The sequence below is a fragment of the Bradyrhizobium sp. BR14999 genome, from assembly GCF_056106085.1.
Genome location: NZ_CM148536.1, coordinates 3,836,613 through 3,861,266 on the forward strand (window position 1 = coordinate 3,836,613; position 24,654 = coordinate 3,861,266).

The 24,654-nt window shown below is 59.9% G+C and carries 22 protein-coding genes and 3 pseudogenes; 15 read left to right on the forward strand and 10 right to left on the reverse strand.

Translation table 11 applies throughout. The annotated features are described in order from the left end of the window. Positions 1–1,478 precede the first annotated feature (1,478 nt). The 5 genes and pseudogenes from ACR9YP_RS17660 (at position 1,479) to ACR9YP_RS17680 (ending at position 5,039) form a co-directional block, all read left to right on the forward strand. Complete coding sequence (locus tag ACR9YP_RS17660; protein ID WP_474220566.1) at positions 1,479–1,910, forward strand: ParB/Srx family N-terminal domain-containing protein; 432 nt, start codon at positions 1,479–1,481, stop codon at positions 1,908–1,910. Continuing rightward, entirely contained in the window at positions 1,910–2,968 is a 1,059-nt protein-coding gene (locus tag ACR9YP_RS17665) for a DUF7146 domain-containing protein (protein WP_474220567.1), read from the forward strand. Before ACR9YP_RS17660 ends, ACR9YP_RS17665 begins: the two co-directional genes overlap by 1 nt. Positions 2,969–3,298: 330 nt before the next feature. Beyond that, complete coding sequence (locus ACR9YP_RS17670; protein WP_474220568.1) at positions 3,299–4,222, forward strand: DUF2493 domain-containing protein; 924 nt, start codon at positions 3,299–3,301, stop codon at positions 4,220–4,222. 122 nt (positions 4,223–4,344) lie between these two features. Then, positions 4,345–4,530 (forward strand): annotated as a pseudogene (locus ACR9YP_RS17675) (DUF2840 domain-containing protein); the annotation flags it as partial. Continuing rightward, on the forward strand, positions 4,527–5,039 hold the full coding sequence (locus ACR9YP_RS17680) for a S26 family signal peptidase (RefSeq protein WP_474220569.1): 513 nt from the start codon (positions 4,527–4,529) through the stop codon (positions 5,037–5,039). The pseudogene ACR9YP_RS17675 and the gene ACR9YP_RS17680, both read left to right, overlap by 4 nt. A gap of 345 nt (positions 5,040–5,384) precedes the next feature. On the opposite strand, the gene trbG is transcribed toward ACR9YP_RS17680, so the two are convergent. The 8 genes and pseudogenes from trbG to ACR9YP_RS17720 all read right to left on the reverse strand — a co-directional run bounded on the left by trbG (position 5,385) and on the right by ACR9YP_RS17720 (position 12,078). Continuing rightward, positions 5,385–6,419 carry a P-type conjugative transfer protein TrbG gene (gene trbG / locus ACR9YP_RS17685; RefSeq protein ID WP_474220570.1) on the reverse strand — a complete coding sequence of 345 codons (1,035 nt, stop codon included), beginning with the start codon at positions 6,417–6,419 and terminating at the stop codon, positions 5,385–5,387. Beyond that, positions 6,416–7,099, reverse strand: coding sequence for a conjugal transfer protein TrbF (gene trbF / locus ACR9YP_RS17690; RefSeq protein WP_474220571.1), 684 nt, complete (start codon positions 7,097–7,099; stop codon positions 6,416–6,418). Before trbF ends, trbG begins: the two co-directional genes overlap by 4 nt. A gap of 99 nt (positions 7,100–7,198) precedes the next feature. Further along, on the reverse strand, positions 7,199–8,428 hold the full coding sequence (gene trbL / locus ACR9YP_RS17695) for a P-type conjugative transfer protein TrbL (RefSeq protein ID WP_474220572.1): 1,230 nt from the start codon (positions 8,426–8,428) through the stop codon (positions 7,199–7,201). After that, positions 8,425–8,793: a putative entry exclusion protein TrbK-alt gene (gene trbK-alt, locus ACR9YP_RS17700; RefSeq protein WP_474220573.1), complete on the reverse strand. Its 369-nt coding sequence runs from the start codon at positions 8,791–8,793 to the stop codon at positions 8,425–8,427. Before trbK-alt ends, trbL begins: the two co-directional genes overlap by 4 nt. Further along, a pseudogene (locus ACR9YP_RS17705) lies at positions 8,793–8,915 on the reverse strand (P-type conjugative transfer protein TrbJ); the annotation flags it as partial. The gene trbK-alt and the pseudogene ACR9YP_RS17705, both read right to left, overlap by 1 nt. A gap of 546 nt (positions 8,916–9,461) precedes the next feature. After that, positions 9,462–9,920, reverse strand: coding sequence for a lytic transglycosylase domain-containing protein (locus ACR9YP_RS17710; protein WP_474220574.1), 459 nt, complete (start codon positions 9,918–9,920; stop codon positions 9,462–9,464). A 28-nt stretch (positions 9,921–9,948) separates the two neighbouring features. Further along, positions 9,949–10,314 (reverse strand): annotated as a pseudogene (locus ACR9YP_RS17715) (autoinducer binding domain-containing protein); the annotation flags it as partial. A 390-nt stretch (positions 10,315–10,704) separates the two neighbouring features. Further along, positions 10,705–12,078, reverse strand: coding sequence for an MFS transporter (locus ACR9YP_RS17720; protein ID WP_474220575.1), 1,374 nt, complete (start codon positions 12,076–12,078; stop codon positions 10,705–10,707). A 328-nt stretch (positions 12,079–12,406) separates the two neighbouring features. Between ACR9YP_RS17720 and ACR9YP_RS17725 the strand changes: the two genes are divergently transcribed. The 10 genes from ACR9YP_RS17725 to ACR9YP_RS17770 all read left to right on the forward strand — a co-directional run bounded on the left by ACR9YP_RS17725 (position 12,407) and on the right by ACR9YP_RS17770 (position 22,673). Next, on the forward strand, positions 12,407–13,243 hold the full coding sequence (locus tag ACR9YP_RS17725) for a VOC family protein (protein ID WP_474220576.1): 837 nt from the start codon (positions 12,407–12,409) through the stop codon (positions 13,241–13,243). A gap of 25 nt (positions 13,244–13,268) precedes the next feature. After that, positions 13,269–14,120 carry a fumarylacetoacetate hydrolase family protein gene (locus ACR9YP_RS17730; protein ID WP_474220577.1) on the forward strand — a complete coding sequence of 284 codons (852 nt, stop codon included), beginning with the start codon at positions 13,269–13,271 and terminating at the stop codon, positions 14,118–14,120. 84 nt (positions 14,121–14,204) lie between these two features. Next, entirely contained in the window at positions 14,205–15,839 is a 1,635-nt protein-coding gene (locus ACR9YP_RS17735) for a bifunctional 3-(3-hydroxy-phenyl)propionate/3-hydroxycinnamic acid hydroxylase (RefSeq protein WP_474220578.1), read from the forward strand. Positions 15,840–15,989: 150 nt separating this feature from the next. After that, positions 15,990–16,727 (forward strand): IclR family transcriptional regulator, encoded by a 738-nt coding sequence (locus tag ACR9YP_RS17740; protein WP_474220579.1) that lies wholly within the window; start codon positions 15,990–15,992, stop codon positions 16,725–16,727. 181 nt (positions 16,728–16,908) lie between these two features. Beyond that, positions 16,909–17,619 (forward strand): dienelactone hydrolase family protein, encoded by a 711-nt coding sequence (locus ACR9YP_RS17745; RefSeq protein ID WP_474220580.1) that lies wholly within the window; start codon positions 16,909–16,911, stop codon positions 17,617–17,619. Beyond that, on the forward strand, positions 17,616–18,326 hold the full coding sequence (locus tag ACR9YP_RS17750; RefSeq protein WP_474220581.1) for a class II aldolase/adducin family protein: 711 nt from the start codon (positions 17,616–17,618) through the stop codon (positions 18,324–18,326). The genes ACR9YP_RS17745 and ACR9YP_RS17750 overlap by 4 nt, the downstream gene beginning before the upstream one ends. A 44-nt stretch (positions 18,327–18,370) precedes the next feature. Beyond that, a complete protein-coding gene (locus ACR9YP_RS17755) occupies positions 18,371–19,354 on the forward strand; it encodes a hypothetical protein (RefSeq protein WP_474220582.1) in 984 nt (327 codons plus the stop codon). 26 nt (positions 19,355–19,380) lie between these two features. Beyond that, positions 19,381–20,484 (forward strand): alcohol dehydrogenase catalytic domain-containing protein, encoded by a 1,104-nt coding sequence (locus ACR9YP_RS17760; RefSeq protein WP_474220583.1) that lies wholly within the window; start codon positions 19,381–19,383, stop codon positions 20,482–20,484. Between the two features lie 5 nt (positions 20,485–20,489). After that, positions 20,490–21,479 carry a TAXI family TRAP transporter solute-binding subunit gene (locus ACR9YP_RS17765; protein WP_474220584.1) on the forward strand — a complete coding sequence of 330 codons (990 nt, stop codon included), beginning with the start codon at positions 20,490–20,492 and terminating at the stop codon, positions 21,477–21,479. A gap of 138 nt (positions 21,480–21,617) precedes the next feature. Then, a complete protein-coding gene (locus ACR9YP_RS17770) occupies positions 21,618–22,673 on the forward strand; it encodes a quinone oxidoreductase family protein (RefSeq protein ID WP_474220585.1) in 1,056 nt (351 codons plus the stop codon). Positions 22,674–22,745: 72 nt separating this feature from the next. On the opposite strand, the gene ACR9YP_RS17775 is transcribed toward ACR9YP_RS17770, so the two are convergent. Both ACR9YP_RS17775 and ACR9YP_RS17780 read right to left on the reverse strand, forming a co-directional pair. Continuing rightward, complete coding sequence (locus ACR9YP_RS17775) at positions 22,746–23,702, reverse strand: VOC family protein (protein ID WP_474220586.1); 957 nt, start codon at positions 23,700–23,702, stop codon at positions 22,746–22,748. A gap of 78 nt (positions 23,703–23,780) precedes the next feature. After that, on the reverse strand, positions 23,781–24,653 hold the full coding sequence (locus ACR9YP_RS17780; RefSeq protein WP_474220587.1) for a fumarylacetoacetate hydrolase family protein: 873 nt from the start codon (positions 24,651–24,653) through the stop codon (positions 23,781–23,783). Between the last annotated feature and the right edge of the window lies 1 nt (position 24,654).

The window sequence follows — 24,654 nt, forward strand, 5'->3', positions numbered from 1 at the left end:
CTCCACGGCGGATCGCGCGCGCAAGTTCGCCTGTGTCTTTAAAGTCCAGGTAGGCGGCCGCCATATCCGCTCTCATCATCGCTGGCCAAGTGGCAGCAGGTGGGTAGCGAGCAGGCAGCGCTGTGTGTCGTGAGGATGGGCGGTCTGATCTCACTGATGGGGCCTGCTTAGGTCCAACAAGAGCTGAATTCGCTGAACAATGACGTCCGATCTGGAAGATCTAGATGATCTCTACTCATGGTCGGTGGAGCGAGAGTCGCGGTGGGTCATAAAATGAACTTTTACGATCAAACATTTTTTCGCTCTACTGCGCAGTGCAACCTGGCGGGAATAGGCCAAGTTAGCGCGCGAAAAGGAGACCTCGGCGTACAGTCCTCGAGCAGAACCAATTCTGACCGGCAGGATCCCCAAAAGTGGAAATAGTCAGTATCGCCGTTGGCGTCGTCGGGGGCCGCTAGCAGGCAGTCAACGGCTTGAGATGCATCATCAATGGTTTTTCCGACAGATTCGCCGGTGGACTTGCCTTAAGTATATTGGAGCGTCGTCCGGTGTCAGAATTTGGATGTGCGCGATGCACCAGACCGGCTCTTGTCGAAGCATGGCAAATTCGAGCACGTGTTGGGCCGCTCATTTTTCGGTCCACCCGGTCATTCCCGACCAACTCATTGCATAAGCCAGCCGAAAATTGACGGCCCGTAGCGACACGCTTGAAGCAGCCGGTCGATTCAAAGCCGAATTGCAACCAGAGACGACACCGGTTCAGGTGAGAAGAACTAAAGAACATGTTCCCTCTCCAGATCAGGATCTCTGGAACGCAGAGCAGTGCTCGTTAGGAAATTTCGTCCTCCGACTGGCGGATTTTCTCGCTTGCGCGCGTGCGGCTGCCGCCGCACCGGGCTCTCGTGAACCGAGCCGCTTTGCGTCTCGGCCTGCGGCGTCGATCCCTCGCGCAAAGACTAGACTAGCGGTGCTCCTCGCCGGGGGCACTCGGGAAAGGGGCTCGCCTGCGGCGATCGCTATCACTGCCCCGTTCCCGGGTGCCGCTATTGAACCGGTCTCGTCGCCGCACTCGGACCCGCGTGCCCCTTCGGGTCGCTATGCTCACGCTCTCCGGGTGCCATTTTTTGGTTGAGGCGACGTGCCGTTGGCGCGCGCCTGGCCACGCCTGCAGCCCAAGGCACTTCAATCCCATCAAGAATCGGACGCTAGCGGTCTGCGTCGCAGAGTTAGCATTCTCTGATACAGACGCCGATCTTGCCGTGGCGGGTTATACGGCTGCAATCGCGCGATTGTGAGAACTTCTTCACAAGCCAGCAAGCTCATGAACTAGCTCGTTGGAGTCTTGCCGGAGCCCGCGGTCGACATGATGACCGCGAGCGGAGCGGGAGGCGGGAGGAGAGTGAAAGGGGTGCGGCGGTTTTCGCGATGGGTTGGAGGCCGAGAGAGTGGCTCCCGGCCGCCCGTCGTGGAGAACCGAGATGACGGAGGCTGTCCAAAAGATCACCCTGTCGCCTTCGCGCGACATCCCCTTCAACAAACTGGTCCTCAGACAATCGAAGGTTCGGCTTCTCAAGGCCGGAATTTCGGTCGAGCAATTCGCCAAAAATATCACGCGCCGTTCGCTGCTGCAGAGCCTCAACGTATGGCCGATTGTGGAGGCGGTAGGCAATAAGACTGGCATGCTTGAGGTCCCTCGCTACCGCGCGCTCGGACTTCTCACGAAGCAGAAGCGAATGGCGAAGGCGCAAGCCGTTCCTTTTGTCGAGCACGAGGGAGGCATCGGTGGAGACGAGATCATCTCCTGGAAGCTGCGCATGTTCGTCCCCACGGGCGCAAGCGGCATCGAGATTCGCTCGAAAGTGCTCGACAGTTATCCGCTTGCAGCCATCGGCGAGCGGGAGGCTGCGTGATGTCCCGCCAGCCTTGCGAACTGGCACGCCGCCTCGCGCGCGAGGCGGAGGCGGTGTGCCGACACTATCTCTCCAATGGCAAGCGGTCGGGTCGGTACTGGGTCGTCGGTGACGTCCACAACACGCCCGGGCGCTCGCTGTTCGTGCGCCTCCAGGAATCACCTAAAGGTCCAGCTGGCAAGTGGATTGATGCTGCGACCGCGGCGCATGGCGATCTGCTCGACATCATCCGGGAAAGTCTGGCTTTGCGGAGTTTCCGCGAGGTCGCCGAGGAGGCGAGGCGCTTTCTGAAGCTACCTCGTTCTGAGCGGCAATCTAGTCCGAAACTCATTCGTCCAACGGTGCTGGCAGGATCGCAGAAAGCCGCCCGCCGGCTCTTTGCGATGTCCAACCCGATTGGGGGGACGGCGGTCGAAATGTATTTGCACCGTCGTGGGATAGCCCATATCCACGATGGTGGCAGCCTGCGCTTCCACCCTCGGTGCTACTATCGCGCCGACGAGCATTCCCCGACCGAGACCTGGCCAGCGATGATCGCCCGCGTCACGGACCTCGATGGACGGATCACCGGTGTGCACCGCACCTGGCTCGATCCAGATGGGTTTGATCGGAAGCGACTTGGCAAGGCTCCGCTTGACACACCACGACGGGCCATGGGCAACCTGCTCGGCAATGCCGTTCGCTTCGGCGCGGTGGACGATGTGCTCGCTGCCGGTGAGGGTATCGAGACCATGCTGTCGCTGCGCCACGTGTTGCCGACGTTGCCGATGGCAGCCGCACTTTCGGCCAACCACCTCGCAGCTATGTTGCTGCCGACCGGCCTGCGTCGGCTCTATATCGCACGCGACGCCGATGCCGCCGGAGATGCCGCACAGGCTATTCTCACCCAGCGCGCGGAAGCCGTCAGCATTGAGGTGATCCCGCTATCGCCGCGTTTGGGCGACTTCAACGAAGATCTGCAAATCTTCGGCTCCGATGCCGTCCGAGAAGCGATGCGGCGTCAACTCGTCCCAGAGGACGTCGTCCGTTTCCTGCATTGGTCGACGGCCGGTGAATAATACCGGTGCTCCGATCGGCATCGACAGGTCGATCATCGCGAAGCCCGTTTTCGGAAGAGCACGCGTCCTCGGCCTTCTAGAGGGCGATCGGACGGCAAGCGGCCCAGGCCGGCAATGGCTACGTCCGGCTATTTTCCGCCGCGCGCTGGCGATGGGCGGACACATCAACCTCAGACCGGCGCGCTTTGCATCGCGAAGCAAAATAGCCGGCCTCCGCCATCCTCCGCTGCCGCTCTGGCCCGTTCGGGTTCTGGCCCGTTCCGCCGGCCGCCTGAGTGATCGCCACGAAGGCCGCGATGGGCGCGGCCAATCCGGCAAAGGACCTTTTCCATGACCGATCACGACGACATCGAACCTCCGCACGCTCCTTCTCCAACGGACTATGTCTTCACCGAGCTAAAGCTCTTCGGCTATCGTCCCTTCGACGACCAGCCCGATCCACGGCCGCTTCCCGAGGCCAAGATGATCGCCGGCGCCACTTCCGAAATCTTCGACGCGCTGGTCGTGACGTTGAGCGACACGCGGCTTGAGCCGGACCTCAATGATTTGCTCTGGTCGACCGTCAACCTATTCCATCGGGCCGTCGACCGCATCGGACGTCAACTCGACGACAACGAACAGGCGCAACAAAAGAACCAGCGCGAGCAGAACGGCTCCGAAGTCAGATCGGTCGAACTCGAACGCCTGACGGCGGAAGGCATCACATTGATTGAGCGCCGTAACTGCCTGGAGCTCTTCCGCGATCAGGCCATCGAACGCTTTGAGGCTCACACCGGCTCATCCTGGCGCCCTCGGTCGGGATCACTGGTGAATCACCGCGCATTGACCGCAGCGATGATCGACTCCCGCGACTTCATCGCGGCCAAGCGTCGTGCCGAAACCGAGGTCATGTTGCCGCCGGGCCCGAAGATCGCACTTACTGGCGGACTCGACTTCAACGACTACCACCTCATCTGGGATCGCCTCGACAAGGTTCATACCAGGCATCCCGACATGGTCCTGCTCCATGGTGGCTCTCCCAAAGGGGCCGAACTGATTGCCTCCAAATGGGCGACTAACCGGAAGGTGCCTCAAATTGCCTTCAAGCCCGACTGGACGAAGCACGCCAAGGCAGCACCGTTCAAGCGCAACGACGCCATGCTCGAACTCTTGCCGATCGGCGTCATGCAATTCCCGGGTACGGGAATTCAGGACAATCTCGCCGACAAGGCGAAGCGGCTCGGCATCCCTGTCTGGAGGTTCGACGGCGCGTGAGCGCCGCCTTCTCCACTCCAAGACAGCGCAACTCCGTCTATTCTATATCTGAAGCTGCGCGGTGGTGGTGGAAGGCGCGACTGGTACATCTTTGTACATGAAGCGGGCACCATGCTCGCCCTTGGCCGAAGGTCGAGCGCGTGCTGCAAATGATCGATGCCGTCGAGGCCCTCGGCATCGATCCCGCTGACGTCGCTCCCGATCATTGGCATCACGTTCACAACCGTCTGTCCGTCAACGAGAACCCGCGACTGTATACGAGAGCGCGCCACCAGGCCTGGCTTCACCGTCAGCGGGTGATGCGATGACGGGCCGCCTGAAGACGCTGGCCGCGAGTTTTGGGGCCGCTGCTGCGCTCGTCGCAACGATCGCCCTGGAGCCACTTCCGCTCTACATCTGGAATGCATCCGCAAGCGTGCCGATCGGTCTCTATCGCCTGCGGCAGGCGGAACACTTCCATGTCACTGAGTTGGTGGCCGTGCAGCCGCCGGAGCCGCTCGCGACCTTCCTCGATCTTAACGGCTATCTGCCCATTGGCGTGCCGATGCTTAAGCGCGTGCTGGCGCTGCCCGGGCAGACGGTCTGCAGAAGCGAGCTCATCATTTCGGTCGATAACATTGCAATGGGTGAAGCGCGGGATCGCGACGGACGCGGCCGGCGGCTGCCGAAATGGCAGGGCTGCCGCGTCGTCGGCGACGGTGAGCTCTTTCTCATGAATTGGCAGTCGGACGACTCTTTTGATGGCCGGTATTTTGGGTCTCTTCCGGCGTCCGCCGTGATCGGCCGTGCCATCCCGCTATGGACGTGGGAGGAGTGATCGTGCCTTTTCCACGTGTTCACCTCGCCATTCCTCTGTTCGATCGATTGCGGGATCATTCCTCCGTGCCGATCGATGTCTGCAAGGCCGGCGCGCGCAGCGGCGGTCCAGGGCGGCCGAATGGCCGGCGCGAAGCAGCTTTACCCTGGACGGGCGCGAGCGCGACGGCATGCTTGGCTCGGTCGGACGCGCGTGTTTGGGCAAGGAAAGCAACCGCGCTCCCTCCGGCCAGCACTTTTCGTGACAACCGCGTCACGCGCGGATGCTCCGCTCTTAATCGGAAACTCCTCGCCCCATCGTCTTGTGTGTGCGGCGGATTCGCTTGCTCGTTTCCATTTGGGGAGTTCATGACGACGGCCTCCCGTCGGTCCTGACGATCCTAACCTTCTGCTGATGTTCACCCCCGAGCCGCAGTTCGGCGGCTGCGAACAGCCGATCGACGATCAGCACGTTCCCATAGGCGCGATAGTTGACGAGTTCGGTCTTACCGCCTGGGCCGATGACAAAGAGGGGTGGCATCTCACCTTGCACGATGCCTCGCGGGAACTCGACATAGACTTTGCGGCCATCGTCATATGCGGCGACGGGTCGCCAAGAAGGGCTATCGCCCTCGATGGCGTAGCGAGAGATGCGCTGTGCCGGATCCGGAAGAACAGGCTTCAGGGCGACCGAACGCGATCGTTCGCGCACTGTTTCCGGATAATACCAGGCAACAGAAGGCATGTATGGCCGTTCGCGGGAGCGGAGTTCGATCAGGTAGGTACGCCGGTCGGTATTGACCACCAAATTGGTCTCGATCGAAGCTCGGGTCGGCTTGACCAGGATATGGACGCGCCTTGTGTCGCCGCTCCCGCTTTCGGTATCGCCCACGACCCAGCGTACGGTATCTCCAGCCGCGATCGGCCCTGATCCCGTCAACTGTTCTCCCTCCTCGAGCGCGATATCCGTGATCTGCCCCGGTGCGGCGTAAATCTGATAGAGGGCCCCTGGACTATACGCGTAGATCTGCGCCGCGTTGAAATACCCGCGCTTGCGCGGTTCGACTCGAGCTGCGCTGTTTGCCGTTTCAACCCGGCTCACGGGTTCAGGCTCTTCCTTCCCTCCTGACTTGCCGCCGAGAGCCGGCTTCCAGAGCGGCGGAACGTGAAGCGGTCGCGGTCTGTCGTCGAGAGTCGCAGGAGATGGCGGCAATGGAGGCACTTCCCGGTCATAGCTGATTTCCGGCGGAATGTAGGTCGCGCACCCACTAAGTATCGAGGAATAAAGCAGGAGAGCATGCAACCTTGCTCGCTTCGCAGTCATGAACTTGGCCCGGGCCGAATTGCGCCTGCTCCGGGAAATAGTCCACTTCAAGTGGACGTTAGACGGCGTCTTGGTCACTGACCCAACTCCTTCGACCAGTTGATGGCGCGGACGTAGACGCCAAGGGGATTCTTGCGCAGACGCTCGGCATCGCGCGGCGTCTCGATCACGATCGTGAGAATTGCAGTCCAGCGCTCCGTCGAGCTCAGCGAACCGTTGTCGTAGGTGCGCTGGGTCCACGCGACCCGAAAGCTTTCTGAAGACGCGCGAATGACGCTCGAAACGTCCACGGAAATTTGCGCCTTGCCCAATTTGGCAAAGGGGTCATTGTTGCGCGCATAGTCGTTGAGCGCAGCCGCGCCGCGGTCGGTCGTAAAGTCATAAGCCCGGAGCCATTTTTGACGCAGCACGATGCCGTCCGCCGGCAGGCCTCTGACATCCTCGATGAAGCGAGCCAAGTGATAGGCGATCTGAGCGTCTGTGGGTTGATAGTCGAAATTGGCCGGCGCGACTCTCTGGGCCTGGCCGAGATGATCGACTTCAACCACCCATGGCGTAATCGAGCCTTGGCTCGATTGCCAGACAAGTCCGCTCGCGAGACCGGCGGACAGCATCAAGCAGCCGAACGCCATCAGGCGCCAGTTTTTAGCTTGCACGCGGGCAGATCCAATGCGTTGGTCCCAAACCTGCGCGGCCTTTTGATAAGGCGTAACCGGCTCGGGCATGCGCCCGTAATGAACTGATGATCGTTTGAACATCGATAGTTGCCCCTAAATCAGGTTCTCGGTTCCAAGTCGTGCGGTGTGCGGGTTTGACGCGTCGGCGCGCGGCGTGTGGCTAGCGCATGGGATTGCGCTTCAGCGTTCTCCTTCGGACAAATCGACGGAAGAACCGCTGCCACCGTGATCTCCTGAGCGGACCGCGTGGCCGGCTGCCGATGCACCATGCCGGACGGTCTGGGCCCGCTTCATGCGCCGCGCCCAATCGGGCTGCCCTTCCGCCGAAGTGCTCGCGGCCTGCTCGCCGGTTTGTCCACCTCCGGCCAACGCAGCCGCTGCGCGACGCAACGGGCTCATAGCAGCCGAGGCACCAGCCTCAGCGACGCCAACGAGGCCGCCGCTTCGATAGGCGGCGGATGCTCCGCTTAGGACGGCGCTGCCGCCGCGCGCTGCGCCAGCAATCGCGCCGCCTGCGAAGCCGGCACCGCCGGCGGCCAGGCCCGCGCCGGCAGCAACGACACCGCCAGCGGCGAGTCCCGTGCCGACTGCGGCGCCAGCGCCGAGTTGCGGTCCGCCGGACACCAGACCATTTGCGATTCCGGGACCGAAGGTACCGAGGCCCAACAGCGAGAGAGCCGCAAGGACCAGCGTCATCGCGTCTTCAATGGTCGGCTGTGCGCCGCCGAACCCTGCGGTGAACTGCGAGAACAGGGTCGATCCAATGCCAACGATGACGGCCAGGACCAAGATCTTGATTCCAGAGGATATGACGTTGCCTAGGACCCGCTCTGCCGCGAAGGCGGTCTTGCCAAACAAGCCAAAGGGAATGAGCACGAAACCAGCCAGCGTCGTGAGCTTGAACTCGATCAGGGTGACGAAGAGCTGGATCGCCAGAATGAAGAAGGCGAGCAGCACCACGACCCAGGCGAACAAGAGAACGACGATCTGGACGAAATTCTCGAAGAAGCTTATGTAGCCCATCAGGTTGGAGATCGAATCGAGCAACGGCCGACCGGCATCAAGGCCGACTTGAGCGATCTTTCCCGGTCGGAGGAAATCTGACGCGGAGAGGCTTGCGCCGGATGCTTTCAGCCCGAGACCGGCAAAGCTCTCGAAGACGATGCGCGCCAAGCTGTTCCAGTTGCCGATGAGGTAGGCAAAGACGCCGACGAAGAGCGTCTTCTTGACGAGGCGCGCGATGATGTCCTCATCCGGTCCCCAACTCCAGAACAACGCGGCGAGCGTGATGTCGATCGTCGCAAGGGTCGTGGCGAGATATCCGACGTCGCCACCCAGCAGCCCGAAGCCGTTGTCGATATAGCGCGTGAACGTTTCCAGGAACTGGTCGATGATTCCGGTGCCGGTCATGGCTTGCTCGCCTCAGGTGCGGCCACAGGCGGATATCCTTGCGGGATTCGGCTCTGATCCTTTGGGGCGGGCGCCAAGCCTGCGGCGGAGTCATCATGACCAGGAACTGCGGGGCCGTGTGTCTTGCCAAAGAAGCGACGCCGGTTTTCGTCCCAAACCCGCTTGCAATGTTGATAGCTGGCCGCATCCTCCGAAGTGACGGTGTGGCAGCGTGCGAGGTCTGAGCTCGTTGCACCTGTCGTCTGCTCTGCCTTCGGCGGCGGAGACTCCTCTCCACCACGAAGCTGAATCGTGCAGGCGGCGACGGCGAATACGCCGATTGTCGTAAGCAGCGACAACGCCTTGAGTGCCCTTACATCGGTCATCAGTGGAACATCCGCACGTCTTGGGATTGATAGCCCTGCCCCGGTGTCAAAAACCGTCGGAGCTGTTCTCGGCCCTGGTCTTGGGCCGCGGCGCGTTGCGCCGTTTCAAGGCTCTGCGCCCTGCGAATGCGCCCGGGCCGAATACGCAGATCGCTGTCGCCCACGGTCATGGCCGGCCCTCGAAAACCGTAACGACGCCTACAGTGCCGAAAACATGATTGAATCTTCTGACGAAAATCTTGGGCGCGGCACGCGCCCCGACCGACCGGCACGCCAGAACCCAACCCATGTCAATGGCTTGCAATTCGACCGGCGAGCCCCTTTTATCTCGCCATCCTGCCGTCGTGCTCTCCCGGTCGCTGCTTCCGAGCCAACAGACTCTCGGTACTCGCGGCGATTTGCGACAAAATGCAGTTCGGGTCATTGCGGTGGATCCTCCAACAGCGCCTGCCCGAACACGTCGGCTGGTGACCGATTCATTGCGAAAGAGCCGCCGCGACTTGGCAGTTGAGTTGCGAAGCCGCACTGTTTCCGAGCGATGCGATAGCGATCGTTACCCGAAGGGCCGAGACACCCGTAGGGTGGCTCGGTGAGGAGCGAAGCGACGAGTAGAGCGCGGGCCGAAGGCATCGCCCGCATGCCATCAGCATGCAAACGTGCCCACCTGGTCATTGCGATGCTCCCGAATCCGATCGACAGACGAACACGCCAATAGGACGGGGGACCATCTGCGAGATTGCATGCACTGAGATTGCAGCCGTGGTGCCGCTCGAAGGCACGAGCACCGGCGACCGATCGCATGCTTTCATCAGATCGGATCGCGCTACGAATAGCATCGCAGCTGATGATGACTGTCCGCTGGGCGTCCACTTAGGCGGCAGTTCGATGGCAAGCATATTCACGAGCTTTGCGACATATGCTCGCGTCTCGTCTGGCAAAGAGCCACCTGCGAGATACTCTTCATAGCGAGATGGTCCCGCGTTGTACGCGGCAAACACGCCAGGCGAGCCATAGCGATCGAGCAGTTCGCGCAGATATGCCGTGCCGGCCAGAATGTTGTCGTGCGGGTCGTAGGGGTCGTTTCCGAGGTTGTAGCGCTCGCGGAGTCCCTCGTTGGTTTGCGGCAAAGGTCAACGCTGCAACAGGCCCATGCCCGTCATGAATAGGGACGGTAAAGCCATAACGGATATCAAACTGAGATGCTTCGTCAAACAGCTGTTGCTGTGCCGGCGAATATTTCGATAGCAAACCTATCCCCCAAGGGAACGGCTCGGGGTCTTGAAGTGCTTGCACGATGACGGGATCAATCCGTTGGTAGTTGCATCTTAGGTAGTGCGAAGTCCATTCCTTAGGATACGTCGAGATCAAGCGTGGCTCTCTGTTTGAGCTGCGCGGGAGGGCCAAATACGCGAAGCAGGACAAGTTCAGTGATGCCGCAGTGGTAGCCATAGCGTTAGAAAAGTCGGCAGGAGCTTCTGCACGCGAGAGCAGATCAATGAAAGTCTGGAAAATGCGGTGCATAGAGGACTAGCCGGAACGAGTGGTAGAACTCAGGGTTACTGACGATTCCCCTGGGTGGCACTGACACAAGATGTTGACGACCAAAACGAATCGATCGGGTCATCGAAAGAGAAAGATCGAGAGTGCTGGACGCGAATTGAACGAACTTGCCGCCGGAAGACGTCGTTGCTGTTCTGACGTATGATCTCCTTGACTTGTAACGATCGCTATGGGCTCACCAACGATTTGCGGCCGCGCTCGCCCCGTCGATGACGGGCCGAGCGCTACCTCTCTGTCGGCTACCAGTCTGTCGATTGGCCTCAGGAGGAGAGTAAACTTGACAGCAGGTCACAACCAATGGGTTGGAGCTTTACCAGCTGGCAGGACATGCATCAGCATGCGACGCGCGCGTTACGCTCGCTCAAGCCGCTTGTCATGCTCAAATTCGCCGCGCAGCTCCAGAAATAGCCCTGACAAAAATGCAATGAGCGCGGGTGCCAGGGCAATCGTAAAGCCGTGCTCGGGCGCCCCAAGAAAGGTGATGAGGGCACCTGCGACGATTGGCGTGATGATCGCGCCGGCTCGCCCGACTCCGGCAGCAAATCCCGATGCGGTTGCTCGGATGGCGCTGGGATAGAACTCGGCAACGACCGCATTGAGGGAGAATTGAGATCCGACCACCGAGACACCGGCCACCACCAAGGTCAGGTAAAAGATCGTGTCCGCACCGCCGCGCAACGTTAGAACGGTCGTAGCAGCGACCGCGACGGCGTAGGCGGTCGTTAGCAGGCGAATGGCGCCGACCCGCCGAAGCAGTAAGGACATAGCCAATCCACCGGCGGCGCCGCTCATGCTGAACACAGACGTTGCGCGGATAGCCGCTTCGGCATTCAAGCTGCCGCTGGCAATCAGCGACGGTAACCAGGTGAAGTAGAAATATGCGAGCGCGACACTCCCAAAGTTCATGAGCCAGAGCAGAATCGTCGCTTGCCGCCTATCGGGGGCTATCAGGGCGCGGACGCGCTCGCCGAAGGATGAAGAGTTATTTACTCTGGCCCGGAGGGCGTCCGGCGCAATTGAGCGGGCCGGTGAGGATAAACGGCCGAGCCGGGCAAGAATGGCCTGCAGTTCGGCTGATCGTTTCGGGTCGCGTACCAGGACTGAGGGCGACTCAGGCAGCGCAAGGAGAGAGAGCAAAATAACGAACACGGTCGCAGTCGCGCCCACAAGGAATATTGCCGAATGCGCAAGCGTGGGGATTAGAGAAGAGGCCAGGGCCGATCCGACTGCGGCGCCGAATGGATAGCCGCAACTGACGAGCACTACGGCGAAAGCTCGCATCCCGAATGGTACGAGCTCTAAGGCCAGCGCCAGCACGTTGGGCAGGGCGCATCCAAGGCCGATTCCGGCAAGCAGACGCGTTGTCGCAAGCGAAGGCACTGAGGGTGCCACTGCGCCAGCTCCCGTGCCGATGGCGGCTAGGATGAGACCGAGCAGAATAGCTTTGCGGCGACCGATACTGTCGCCCAAGGGAGACAGGAGAAAGCTCCCGAGAACCAAACCGATGGCCGACACGGACAGCAGCAGTCCAATCTCGGAGAAGCCGAGCTTCCAAGCCGTACGGATGAGCGGCGCCGCGAGGGCCATGGCCTGCACATCATAGCCCTCGGTCATCCCGATCAAAACACAAAGCGCGAGCATAGCCGCGCTGTACGTAGTCAGCGGACCGCTCGCGCTGAGCCCGGCGTCAGAGTTGTTGTCGAGACTTGAATTATTAGCCGCCATACCTTGTTTCCTCTCCGTTGTTCTTAACTTGGACAGCTTGATGCGTCCCGCCGAGCCCCAGCTCCACTCCACGCTTTGCGCCGGGCCCCAAGGTCTCCAACAATCCTCCGACCGCGTTTGCGCGTAGGTCGAGCCAACGTTCGCGAGCGCGCGCCGCCGTCGCGCGTCTCCCTGATCGCGAGCGATCGCGGGCAAATCTACCGATCCGTCGATCGCTCCACCCCCTTTGTACCGAACAAAATATCATAAATCGATAATAAATTGAGGTTGACGCGATCAAATTATCAAAATATGCCAATAACGAATAGTAGATTGGAGGTTGCTCGACATGTCTCTCACTGCCGTTCGCGCTGGCGCGTACCTGCACCATGTTGCCTTCGAGAGCTCAGATGCGGAGCGCTTGGCGCGGTTCTACGCCGTCGCAATGAATATGGAGCTTGCCAAAGTCGGTGACGACTGGATCTGCGAGGGGCCGCAGCGCCGCTATGTCGTGCGCGCGGGCGAAGATCGCAAGCTGGCCTATGCTGGTCTCGCCTGCCGCGACCAAGGGGGCGTCGATGAACTTAAGGGACGGGCCCAATCCCATGGGCTTGAGATACTGCCAGCTCCATTGCATTTTTTTGAAGCCGGGGCCTTTGCAGTACGGGATCCCGACGGACACCTGATCACGTTTGGCTGCGCCAAGCCTCAAGCGAAAACGTTCAAGGGTATCCGTGGCCCCACTCAGCATCTCACATTTGCTTCGCTCAACGTCGAGGCGTTCAGCGATTTCTACCATGGTAAGCTCGGCTTTGCCGTATCGGATCGCGTGCTGCACAAGGATGGCACACTCGCAACCTGCTTTACCCGCTCAAATCACGAACATCACACGATCGCCTGCTTCAAGTCCGATCGTATTGGCGTCGATCATCACTCTTACGAAGCGGGTGAATGGGATACGATCCGCGATTGGTGTGATCACTTAGCTGCCCACGATGTTCCGGTCATGTGGGGGCCCGGGCGTCACGGTCCTGGCAACAATCTGTTTATCTTCATTGAGGATCCGGACAGAAACTGGATCGAGATATCCGCAGAGCTTGAAGTCATTCACGACCGCCCTGCGAAGGTGTGGCCGCACGAGGCTCGTACGTTGAACCTGTGGGGCAGGGCAATCCTTCGCTCATGATTGGTTTTGTTCTGAGGTGAAGAGAATGCAATTCGTCAGTTATACGAGGCTTGGTCGTATTGGGTACGGTGCGCGGGTAGAAGGAGGGATCGTTGATCTCACACGAAAACTGCGTGCAGATGTGGTCACGCTTAAGGGGGCCATCGAGGCGGGCATTTTGGGTTCGGCTCACGCTTACATCGCTGGTCACCGGGCTGAGTTCACAGAGGCGGACATCGCTCTGCTGCCGGTGATCCCCGATCCGGAAAAGATCCTCTGCATCGGGCTCAACTACGAGAGTCATCGGGCTGAAACGAAGCGCCCCGACGCCAAATACCCGACCCTCTTCACCCGCTTCGCGGACACGCAGATTGCACATCGCCAGCCGATCCTGAAGCCGCGGGTCTCGGAGCGCCTCGACTACGAAGCGGAGCTTGCGATCGTGATAGGCCGCGGTGGGCGCTACATTCCGGAAGAGGCGGCGCTCGAATATGTAGCCGGCTATGCCTGCTACAACGATGCTACCGTACGCGACTGGCAGCGCCACACCTTTCAGTTTACGCCGGGCAAGAACTTCCCCTCGACCGGCGCCTTCGGGCCTCAGCTCGTCACGCCCGAGGAGATCGGCGACTATCGCAATCTGCATATCACCGGCCGGCTGAACGGTGAAGTGATGCAAGATGCTGCGCTTGCTGATTTGATTTTCCCAATTGCAACGCTGATTTCCTATTGCTCGTCGTTCACGCCGTTGCGGCCAGGTGACGTTATCGCCACTGGCACTCCTGGTGGAGTGGGGGACCGCCGCGAGCCACCCATCTTCATGAAGCCAGGTGATGTGTTCGAAGTGAGCATCCCTGGCGTTGGTCTTCTGATCAGTCCGATAGCCGCGGAAACCTGATTTCCCTGTTGGCGCGCGTTTCTCCAGCCCGGCGAGGTCTCCGGGGCGGGAAGAATATATGACGAAACGATCAGGATGAGGGCCATGGAAACGTCTGCATTGAACGCGGAAGTGGTGATAGTGGGAGGGGGGCCAACAGGCCTGACGCTGGCGAATCTTTTGGGCGGAATGGGGGTGTCCGTCGTTCTCATTGAGCGCAACCTGACCACTGTGCAGGAACCGCGGGCAGTGTCCATCGACGACGAATCCATGCGGACCATGCAGGCGATCGGCCTTTCCGATGCGGTCGAGGCGATCATGGCGCGTGGCTACGGCTCACGTTATTTGTCTCCATCGGGGCAGGTATTCCTCACCGTGGAGCCGACATCGCAAGACTATGGCTTCGATAAGCGCAATGCCTTTCAGCAGCCGGAGCTTGAGCGCGTGCTAAAGAATGGCCTTATGCGCTATCCGCACGTCCGGCAGATGTTCGGCTGGGAGATGACGTGCTTCACCCAAGACGAGTGTTCTGTCACGATCGAGGTCCACGACGCGAACGGGGCGACGCGCATTGTGACAGGAAATTTCCTGGTCGCTTGCGACGGCGGACGTTCGCCGACACGCACCAAGCTTGGCATCGAACTGGTTGGCTCGACCTTTGCGCAGCGTTGGCTGATCGTCGATCTTGTGCGAACCGAGAACCGCTTTCGTCACACTGAGGTTCGTTGCGACCCTGCGCAGCCCTGCATCTCGTTGCCTGGGCCGGACAATATCCGCCGTTATGAATTCATGCTGCATCCCGGAGTGGATGGTGAGGCGGCGACGAACGAACGGTTGGTGCGCGAATTGCTGACGCGTGTCGGTCCCGATCGCAATGCGGAACTGCGCCGAACTCGGGTCTATACTTTCCATGCACGCATCGCGGCTCGCTGGCGCGAGGGCCGCATCTTTCTGGCGGGCGATGCCGCACATTTGACGCCACCTTTTGCGGGGCAAGGGATGAATAGCGGCCTACGCGATGCACAGAATCTCGGTTGGAAGCTGGCCGAGGCCGTCCGCGGCGGCGTGGACGCGAACTTCCTCGAAAGCTACGAGATCGAGCGTAGACCACACGCGTCGGAAATGATTGCGCTCGCATTGAGGATGGGGCAGGTGATGATGCCGGAAAGTGCGTTCAAGGCAATGCTGACGCGGGCGGCATTTCGGATGCTTGGGCTCTATCCGTTGGCGCGCGACTATTTTGCGCAGATGCGCTACAAGCCCAAGCCACGGTTCCGCGCGGGCTTGATGTGGCCGGACGGCCGCTCAGAGAGAGCGACGATGGTCGGGCGGCTCATACCTCAGCCAATTGTAGAGGACGCGCGGCGAAATCGCAGTCTGCTCGACCAGGTATTGCCCGATCGCTCAGTCGTGCTGGTGTTCGACGAGTATCCGGATCGGACGATGTCGCCCGAGGTCGCGAGTGCTCTTGAAGTCGCTGGAGCGATGATAGTCGGTTTGACGCCCGAATGGGTCAATCCAGTGGATGGTGCTTTTCCCGTCTATCGTGACGTGAGTCGGCTCTTCAGCGCGCCAGCCCTGAGGGCGTATCTCGGTCACGCGTTGTTGCTGCGACGCGATCGTTATGTTGCGGCCGCGCTACCGATTGCGCGGGCAGAAGGTCTCGCCGATATGGTCCTGTCACTTCGGCCGACTCAACGCGTGGCCCAAACGAATGAATCTGTCCTCGTGGCGTTGTAGCCCATCTTATTGGGGGCAACCTCAACCTGCGCCTCAAAGTTATCCTTGAACGCGATCTCAAGGCCATTATCCCAGATTGACCAAGTTCAGTCACGGATGGCAATTAGATCAGTCTCGATGGATGTTGATGCGGGTTTTTTGAGGATTCCGATGGCAGGGCTCGATCGGTTTTTTGATGTTTTGAGATTATTCGACGAGCGTAGTCCAGTCTGGACGATCCAGGAAATCGCCGACGCGACCAATGTGCCGGCAAGCACGGTCTATCGCACGGTGAGAGTCTTGGTCGCGCAAGGCTTCTTGGATCCTGCAACTGAAGCCAAGTACCGTCTCGGCGCAGCCTTTATCGAATTTGATCGTCGCCTGCGGATCGCGGATCCACTTATCCGAGAGGGCGAGCCAATGTTGCGCGACCTCCTCGGAACTGTGCAAATTCCCTGTGCGGCAGTCCTCGCTCGCCTCTATCGCGATCAAGTGATTTGCGTCGCCGACAACCGCACGTCGACCTCTCCGATCGCAACGAGCTACGAACGAGGCAGGCCAATGCCGCTCTTTCGCGGCGCAACCTCCAAAGCCATCTTGGCGCAATTGTCGCGAGCGAAGCTGAACAAGATCGTGCGAGGCGCGGCGGACGAGGACATCTCCATCGAGGATGTCACCTCTGAACTGTCAGCCATTCGAAGGCGGGGCTACATAATCACCCGCGGAGAGGTTGACGCGGGCCTCGTCGGTATTGCTGCGCCGGTATCCTGTTCGAGTGTAGCGATCAACGCCAGCATGAGCCTCATTCTGCGAGCGAGTGACCTCGATGAAGCACTCGAACGCCGCCTGGTTATGGCGTTGGTGCCTGCTGCCTCCATGCTCGCCGAGACTCTCTCTAAGGACCACTAGAAGGCTAAGGACATTAGACAATCAGGGTATTTCTTAACTTTTATCATTTTTTGCCTAACGGACCATATCTATGTCACGTAATTATCAAAAAATGATATTTACATTTGACGATGAAGCTTGGTTTATTCTATATCTGAGATAGGACGGCACCGAGGGATTTTGCTCGGCATTGGGAGGGCCTATGACCGGTTCCAGCATCGCGATTGTTCGCGAAAACGGAAAAATGGCAGCTTATCTGGCGCGGCCAGGGCGTCCGAACGGTGGTGCGTTGGTCGTGTTGCAGGAAATCTTCGGTGTTAACGCGAATATCCGTGCAATTGCGGATAGGTTCGCGGCTGAGGGCTATCTCGCGGTGGCGCCCGACCTCTTTTGGCGACAGGAGCCGGGCGTACAAATCAATCCTTCCTCCGAGGGTGCTTATGAGCGCGCCATGAGTCTTATGAAGGGGCTCGACCATCATCGGGCCCTTGAGGACGCTCACGCTGCGGTTCGCTGGTTGCGTGCCCAGGCAGAGGTGACGGGTAAGATTGCGGTTGTCGGCTTCTGTCTGGGCGGGAAGCTGGCGTTTCAGCTCGCTGACCGTCCCGACGTGAATGTCATCGTGACATACTACGGTACTGGGCTTCATACGGTCCTCGACACGGCGATTGATTTTGAGGGGGAGGCGCTCATCCATGTCGCCGAGAAGGATCATTTGTGTCCGCCTGATGCGCAAGTGGCCATCCGGCGCGCATTTGCGGGGAATAACCGAATAACGGTGCTCTCCCATCCTGAGGCTGGTCATGCCTTTGCCCGCGTCGGCGGCGACCACTACGATCCAACGGCGGCCGCAAAGGCCAATGAGGCAACCTTCGCGTTTCTTGCGGCGCGGCTGCCGAGTGAAACGGTATGACCGCTCGACTCAACGAGATCGTCGCGGCCAATCGGATTCTGTACGCCCAGGGCGTCCTGGATGCCTTCGGCCACGTCAGCATGCGCGACGCCGAGGCCGGGCATGGCTTCTGGATGTCGCGCAGCATGGCGCCGGCTCTTGTCACTGCCAAGGATATCTTTCTCCACGATGAAAATGGCGACCTTTGCGATGGCGGCCAGGCGAAACCGTTCCTTGAGCGCTTCATTCATTCAGAGATTTATCGCGCCAGACCTGATGTTGCGGCGATTGTGCATAGCCATGCGCCTTCTGTCCTGCCGTTCACCGTCGTTGCTGATGTTCCCTTGCGGCCGATTTGCCACATGTGCGGTTTTCTCGAGGGTACACCCTCGCCTCATGACGTTGCCGAAATTGCCGGTACCGAAACCGATCTACTGATCAGTAAACCAACTTTCGGAGCCTCCCTTGCTCGGCATCTGGGGGCGGCCAATACAGTGCTTATGCGCGGTCACGGCTTCACCGTTGTGGGACAGTCCCTGCGGGAGGCGGTATTTCGTGCCGTGTGGACCGAGCGCTGCGCGAGACTGCAGCATTCGGCGATGCTTCTTGGCAGACCACGCTATCTTTCGGCGGAGGAAGCCCAGGCCTGTGATGCGACGACGCGCAGCCAGATCGGTCGCGCTTGGGACCTTTGGATAACCGAACTCCGAGATCAAGAAGACAGATAGGAGTCTGGCAGCAGCAGGCCGGATTCCTGATAGGAGGAAATTCGATGGCGATTATAACTGAAGTCTTCGACTCTCTGCCAAACGACGCGCCTGCGCTCATGTTGGAGCGAGATGAGGATCTGCTTCTCAGCATTCCCAATCACCCGATGGCAGGTAAATGGGGCGCGAATAGTCCACTGCCGGTCTACCATTTCCCTGCCGAATACGAGCCCATGAAATTCGCCGCTCCGCGCGGCGTGTTCGAAGGTCCATATCTGCGGCTAGAATGGCAAAATATGAACGCCCGCCAGCCATTCTATCACCGCAATACCGACGTCGACGAGATATCGTTTCAGGTCTGCGGCGAGCGCACGCTCATGACCGAGCAGGGTACCGTTGAATTGGCAGCGGGTGATCTCGTATCGCTTCCGACGGGTGTTGCGCATGACAATTTCGGTCGTAAGGACATCCATCTGTTGTTCTACGTTCACGGTCCCGCGCAGCTTAGCGTCAAGCCGGATAGAGTAGGACGTTACCTCATTCCCCCATTTGACGGTTGGGAGGCGAGACCTTGCATCGAAGCAACGACCTTCTGCTTAGGCGGGCCGCACTGTGACGTTGCTGCCTCGATGGTCGACGAGTTATTGCTGCTGAGGGCCGCGGAGCGGAGCGCTGACCGGTTAGCTGTCGTTCGTCCATCTGCCGCAGTCAACGAAACGCAGTGGATCTACCGTGCTCCGAAAGTGTGGATCGGAAGCACGACCCTAAACAACGCCGCGCCGAGCTTGTATCAAAGACACCGCTGTGCCGATGAAATTCAATATCAGGTTTACGGTACCAGAACATTGGTGACGCAGCGCGGAGCCGTGAAGTTAAGCGCCGGTGATTTTGTCTCGATTCCCTTTGGCTGTGCGTTCGCCTCGTTTGCGGAGGAAGAAACCCAATACCTATCGATTCTGACGACTGAGCGCACGCCGGCCGTCGCGGAGCCGGTGCGTGTCGCGGATATGACCTCGAAAATTCGGCTTCCGGCGAAAAGCGGCGCTTGAAGAATCGACTCCAGAAAGGAGAAAGCATGGCTAAGATGCTCGCGCTTCGCGCAAATCGTGGAGAGACGGTCACGCGTCTTGAGCGTATCGAAATTCCGGAGGTTGGGCCTCAGGACGTACTTATCAAGGTTCACTCTGCGGGTCTTGCGCCGGGCATGTTTACGTTGCTCAAGCGCGGGCTATTACACCAATTGCCGACGACGTTAGGACATGAGGCCGCTGGATTCATAGCCGCTACGGGCGGCGATGTACGAGAATTCCGCGAGGGAGATCGGGTACGTCTTCATCCAACGATGACGTGCGGTCGATGCCGCTTCTGCGTCTCTGACCGCGAGCAGATGTGCGCCGGTGCCGCGATGATTGGGTTTGTCGCGCACGGGAACGAACCAGTACCAGAGTATCAGCGGTATCACGAGGGTGCGCTCGCGGAATATATCCGTGTGCCGGCTCGCTACGTGGATTTGCTGCCTGATAATGTCAGCTTCGATGTCGGCGCAAAGGTGCACGATCTTGCCAACGCTATCCGTTGTTTCAAGAGCGCTGACCTTGGACCTGGTGCCACCGTCATGATTCTCGCCGCATCGGGGACTATGGGAACCGCTGCGATCAAGCTTGCTCCGTTCTTCGGAGTGGCACGCCTCGTGCTAGTTGGACGATCGCATGCGCGCCTGGAGCCACTTCGGGCGCTTACCACTCTCCCAACTGATTTGTTGGCTGTCGACGATTTGCTTGATGATGGCAAATTGGAGGCGGCGTTCGCGGCCCGCCTTAGCGAGGTTCTTCCTGATGGAGCCAATGCGATTCTCGATTTCGCACCGAATGGATCAGGCCTTTGGCCGGCGGTGAGCGGTCTCGCCTCAGGAGGTTCTTTTGTCCATATGGGTGGTAGCGTGGAGGTCTTCCCGATCCCCTTGGCGACCATGTTGCGCAGGTGCTGGCGCGTCGTTGCCACTCGGAATCATACACGATCCGATACGCACCTTGCGCTAGATCTCCTGAGAAGTGGGACTTTAAAGATCGACGAGTTGATCAGTCATCGCTTTCCACTCAAAGATGTTGATCGAGCGGTCGAAGCACTGACGACCCGCTCCATGCCGATCTGGATGGGTGTCGTCAATCCTCACGAGTGAAACTGATGGCTGAGCAAACACGTGAAAATCCTGGAGTTACCCGATCCATTTCGCTCGATCTGGTCGGCGATTGGGGGCAGGCAAACTTCCATCGGATTCTGTCTTGGCTAACCCAAGAATTTTGTGACCGAGCAGGGCCTCGCAGCCGAACACGTATTGCGAGCGTTCGCGGTGGCGGGATCGAGGCGATTTGGGAGGTGAATGACGGAGAGGCTGATCTCTGCATCGTGACGCCCCATCGGCTCATGAGTAAGGCCCTGACTGGCGAAGCGATCTTTTCTGCGCGCGAACCGATGCCGCGCCTGCGCGCGCTGGCGGTCCTACCGCAGAACGATTGCATGATGTTCGCAGTAAAACCCAAATACGGCATTGGCTCTTTTGACGACTTACGCCGCCTGCGGCCGCCGCTGCGCATCGCGACCTCGAGGGAAGACGAGGGGAACTTCATCGGATATGTCGCTCAGCGCTTCATGGAAGCCCACGGTATAACACGCGAAGTTCTTGAGACATGGGGTGGGCGTTATGTGACCGCGCATCGTCCGGAGCAGTGTCTCGATTTCGTTCGCAACGGCGAGGCAGATGCTGCGCTCCAAGAGGCCATCATGGCGCCCTGGTGGCGTGCTTTGATCGAAGGCGGAACTCTCTCTCCTATCTCCGCAGAGGCGACTGCGTTGGAGCGGCTTGACGGACAGCTCGGGCTACCGCGCCGGACAATACCTTCGGGATACTGGGACGGCCAGTCTACGCAGATCGATACTCTGGATTTTGCCGATTTCGTTATCGTCGTGCGCGACGATATGCCTGACGATGTTGCCTACTTGTTAACGTGGTGTCTGATCGAGACGCGGTTCAAGATTGAACGTCAGTATCAGCATATTGCGCCAGAGCGGAGTCCACTAAGCTATCCGTTGGAGCCCACGAAAATGACCCGCACAGGTCTTCCGCTGCACGCCGGCGCTCGTCGATACTTCGTTGAGGCGGGCTTGATGCGCTGAACTGTCTGCATTTCGCCAGCCCGAACTAAGCAAAAATAGGAAACAGGCACCGCGTGGTTGCGAGGGCACCGTGCATGCGCGTGGCATCGGGAGGCGACCGGGGCCTAACATGTGGACGCTCCTTGCAGGGAAGAAGATATGAAGGCTGTCTGGCTGTTCGAGCATGGCGGGCGCGAGAAGCTGCGATACGATGACTATCCCGAACCCGAGGTAGGCCTGGGCGATGTGCTGGTGAAGGTACTCGCCACCGGCGTGTCGGCCTGGGATGTCAAGTACCGCGTCGGCGATCTGCCAGTGCTGCCCGGACGCAAGCCTTTCCCGCTGCCGATGCAACTGGGCCGCGATGCCGCAGGCGTCGTCGAATCGGTGGGACCGCAGGTGACGGCGTTCAAGCCGGGCGACCGCGTGGTCGGACTGGTCCATCCGGCCAATCCTGCGTCGCCGCTCACCATTCGCGGGTTCGGCAACCTCTCGACCGACATCGAATATCCCGGCCACACGCTCTTCGGCGGCAATGCGCAATACGTCTCGCGGCCCGAACATTATTGGATGCATCTGCCCGATGCTGTCGAGCCTAGCTCCGCGGCGGCGGCGCTGTGGTCTTACGCCACATCGCATCGCGTGCTCAGTAACCGGCTCGGCCTTGATCTCGGCGACACCTTGCTGCTGATCGGCGCGTCGGGCGGCATGGGCACCGCCACGCTCGATCTCGCCCGCGCGATGGGTCTACGCGTGCTCGCCGTCACCCGATCCCAGACAAAGGCAGGCTTTCTTCGCGAGCGCGGCGCTGCGGACGTCGTGGTGCTGACGGGCGAGGGTGATGCGGGCCGTGTCCGCGAGGTTGCACCCGCGCTCGGGATTGATGGGGCGGTAGATTACAGCGGCGATCCGGCGATGCTGAAACTCTGCATCGATACGCTGAGGCCCGGAGGCACGCTTGTCGTCGCTGCGGTGGAGGGAGGTGGCGCGCCGATTCCAGTCAGCACGCGAGATTGCCTGCGGCTGGAGCTCAACCTGCGCGGCGCGAGAGCATCGACCCTCGATGACCAACGGGCCGTGCTCGATCTGCTCGGGCAAGGTAAAATCAACCCCGCGATCGATGCCGTCTTGCCGCTATCCGAGATACGCGGGGCTCATGAGTTGCTTGAACAGGGAAATGTGCGGGGACGCATTCTACTCTCACCTTGGCCATAACTGCATTGTCGATCGGCAGGTAACACTTGCCTGCCGATGACTGTAATTTTCCCATAGATCGTTATCGTTGCTCTAGTCTGCTTCGTAATTGTGCACAAAGTCCTCGGGAACCTCGGGGCCCCAAGCATAGAAAGAGTTCTCCGGTGAGAAATCTCCCGTCGGCCAATCGCAGTCGGCGGGGACGTAGTCGATGTCAGCGGAGTATTCGCTGAAACTGCCCCACGGGTCCTGTACATAGTGGAAGTAGTTGGAGCCGAGCACGTGCCGGCCTAGACCCCAGCCTTTCACGAAGCCCTTCTCGAGCATGTGCATAGCGCCGACGCCGATATCGTCGACGGAGCCGACGTCCCAGCTGAAATGGTGGTGCCCTGGCGCGTTTGAGTGCGCGAATGCGACCATGTGATGATCGCTACCGTGGATGCCGTGAAGGAAGGCGATGCCATCGCCCGAGTGGTCCGAGAGCCGCATACCGAGGACGCGGGTGTAGAACTCGATCGCCTTACGGACATTGGGAGTGAACATCAGGATGTGGGCGAGGCGGCGCGGCCTGGTTCGCGCGATCTCGCTGCGGAACGGCGCTCCGCGTTCGCCGGGCCGCGACGACGTGAACGTGAACTTTGACTTCTCGGCGGGCGAGGACTTTGCGGCGACTTTGATTTCGATCAGGTTGCCGTCATGATCGTGAAACCACAGGCCGTTCGATTCGACGCCCGGTGGAGGATCTAGACGACGGATTGCCATGTCCTGAAGGCGCCGAGCAAAAGCCTCAATGTCGCTGTCGAAGGCGCCGAACGAAATGTACCCATGTTTCTTGCGCGGCCCTTCGCCGATCGTTCCCCACAGATGCGGATGACCAAAGGTCCCGAGCGTGATGAGATTTCTGGTCTCTCCTACATCGAGGCCAAACTCGGCGTAGAAGATCCGGGCCGCACTGAGGTTGGGGACAGCGAAATGGAAGCGATCGAGTGAGTGGATTCCAAGCTCGCCGGGTCGACGGCTCGGTTTGATGAAGCCATGGATTTCCGTCATTGTCACTTCTCCCGTTGGGTCCGCGAGCTCGCGATCGACCGCCGTGGTGACGGTTCGCGCTTCGCAGCGACGTTTTCGTTACGTCGCCACGAGTTCGTCCTCATCGACGATCGGATTCGACAAGACGCCAATCCGTTCGATCTCTACTTCGACCATGTCGCCAGGTTTCATGTAAAGCGGAGGCTTGCGCGATAGGCCGACGCCGGACGGCGTTCCCGTGACAATCACGTCATTGCAGGTGAGGGTCATCGCTTCGCTGATTACAGAGACAAGGGTCGCGACGTCGAAGACCATGTCACTGATCGATGCACTCTGTACTACTTCACCGTTCAGACGGGTCAGGAGCTGTAGACCCTTGCAACCGGCTGGGAGTTCGTCCGCCGTGACGAACACCGGTCCAAACGCGCCGGTGCTGTCGAAGTTCTTGCCAACAGTCCATTGCGGGGTCTTGAACTGATAGTCTCGGATCGAGGCATCGTTGAAGATAGAATAGCCGATTACGTGATTGAGGGCGTCGGAGCGGGCAATGTTTCGGCCACCCTTCCCGATTACAGCGACGAGTTCGCCCTCATAGTCCAACTGTGCGGACTGAAGAGGCCTAACGATTGGTACGCCATTGCCGATCAGGCTCGAATTGAAGCGGCCGAAGAGCGTCGGGTAGGTCGGCTGTTCGAAGCCGGATTCGGTCGAATGATCGCGGTAGTTCAAGCCGACACAAATGACCTTCTCCGGGGCGCGAAGGGGCGGCAGAAGTTTCACCGCCGTGATGACGACGTCATCGCCCGCCTCGAGCGCTTTGCGGGCGGCTTCCAACGCGGGGGTCCCGCTGCGGATCAGAGCGTCGAGGTCGCCGGGATATCTCGGGTGCGTCGAGAGCAGGCCGCGTGTACGCCCGTCAGTTTGTATGGCGAGGCCTTCGGTCGGCCCGATCTGATAACGCAGGAAACGCAAG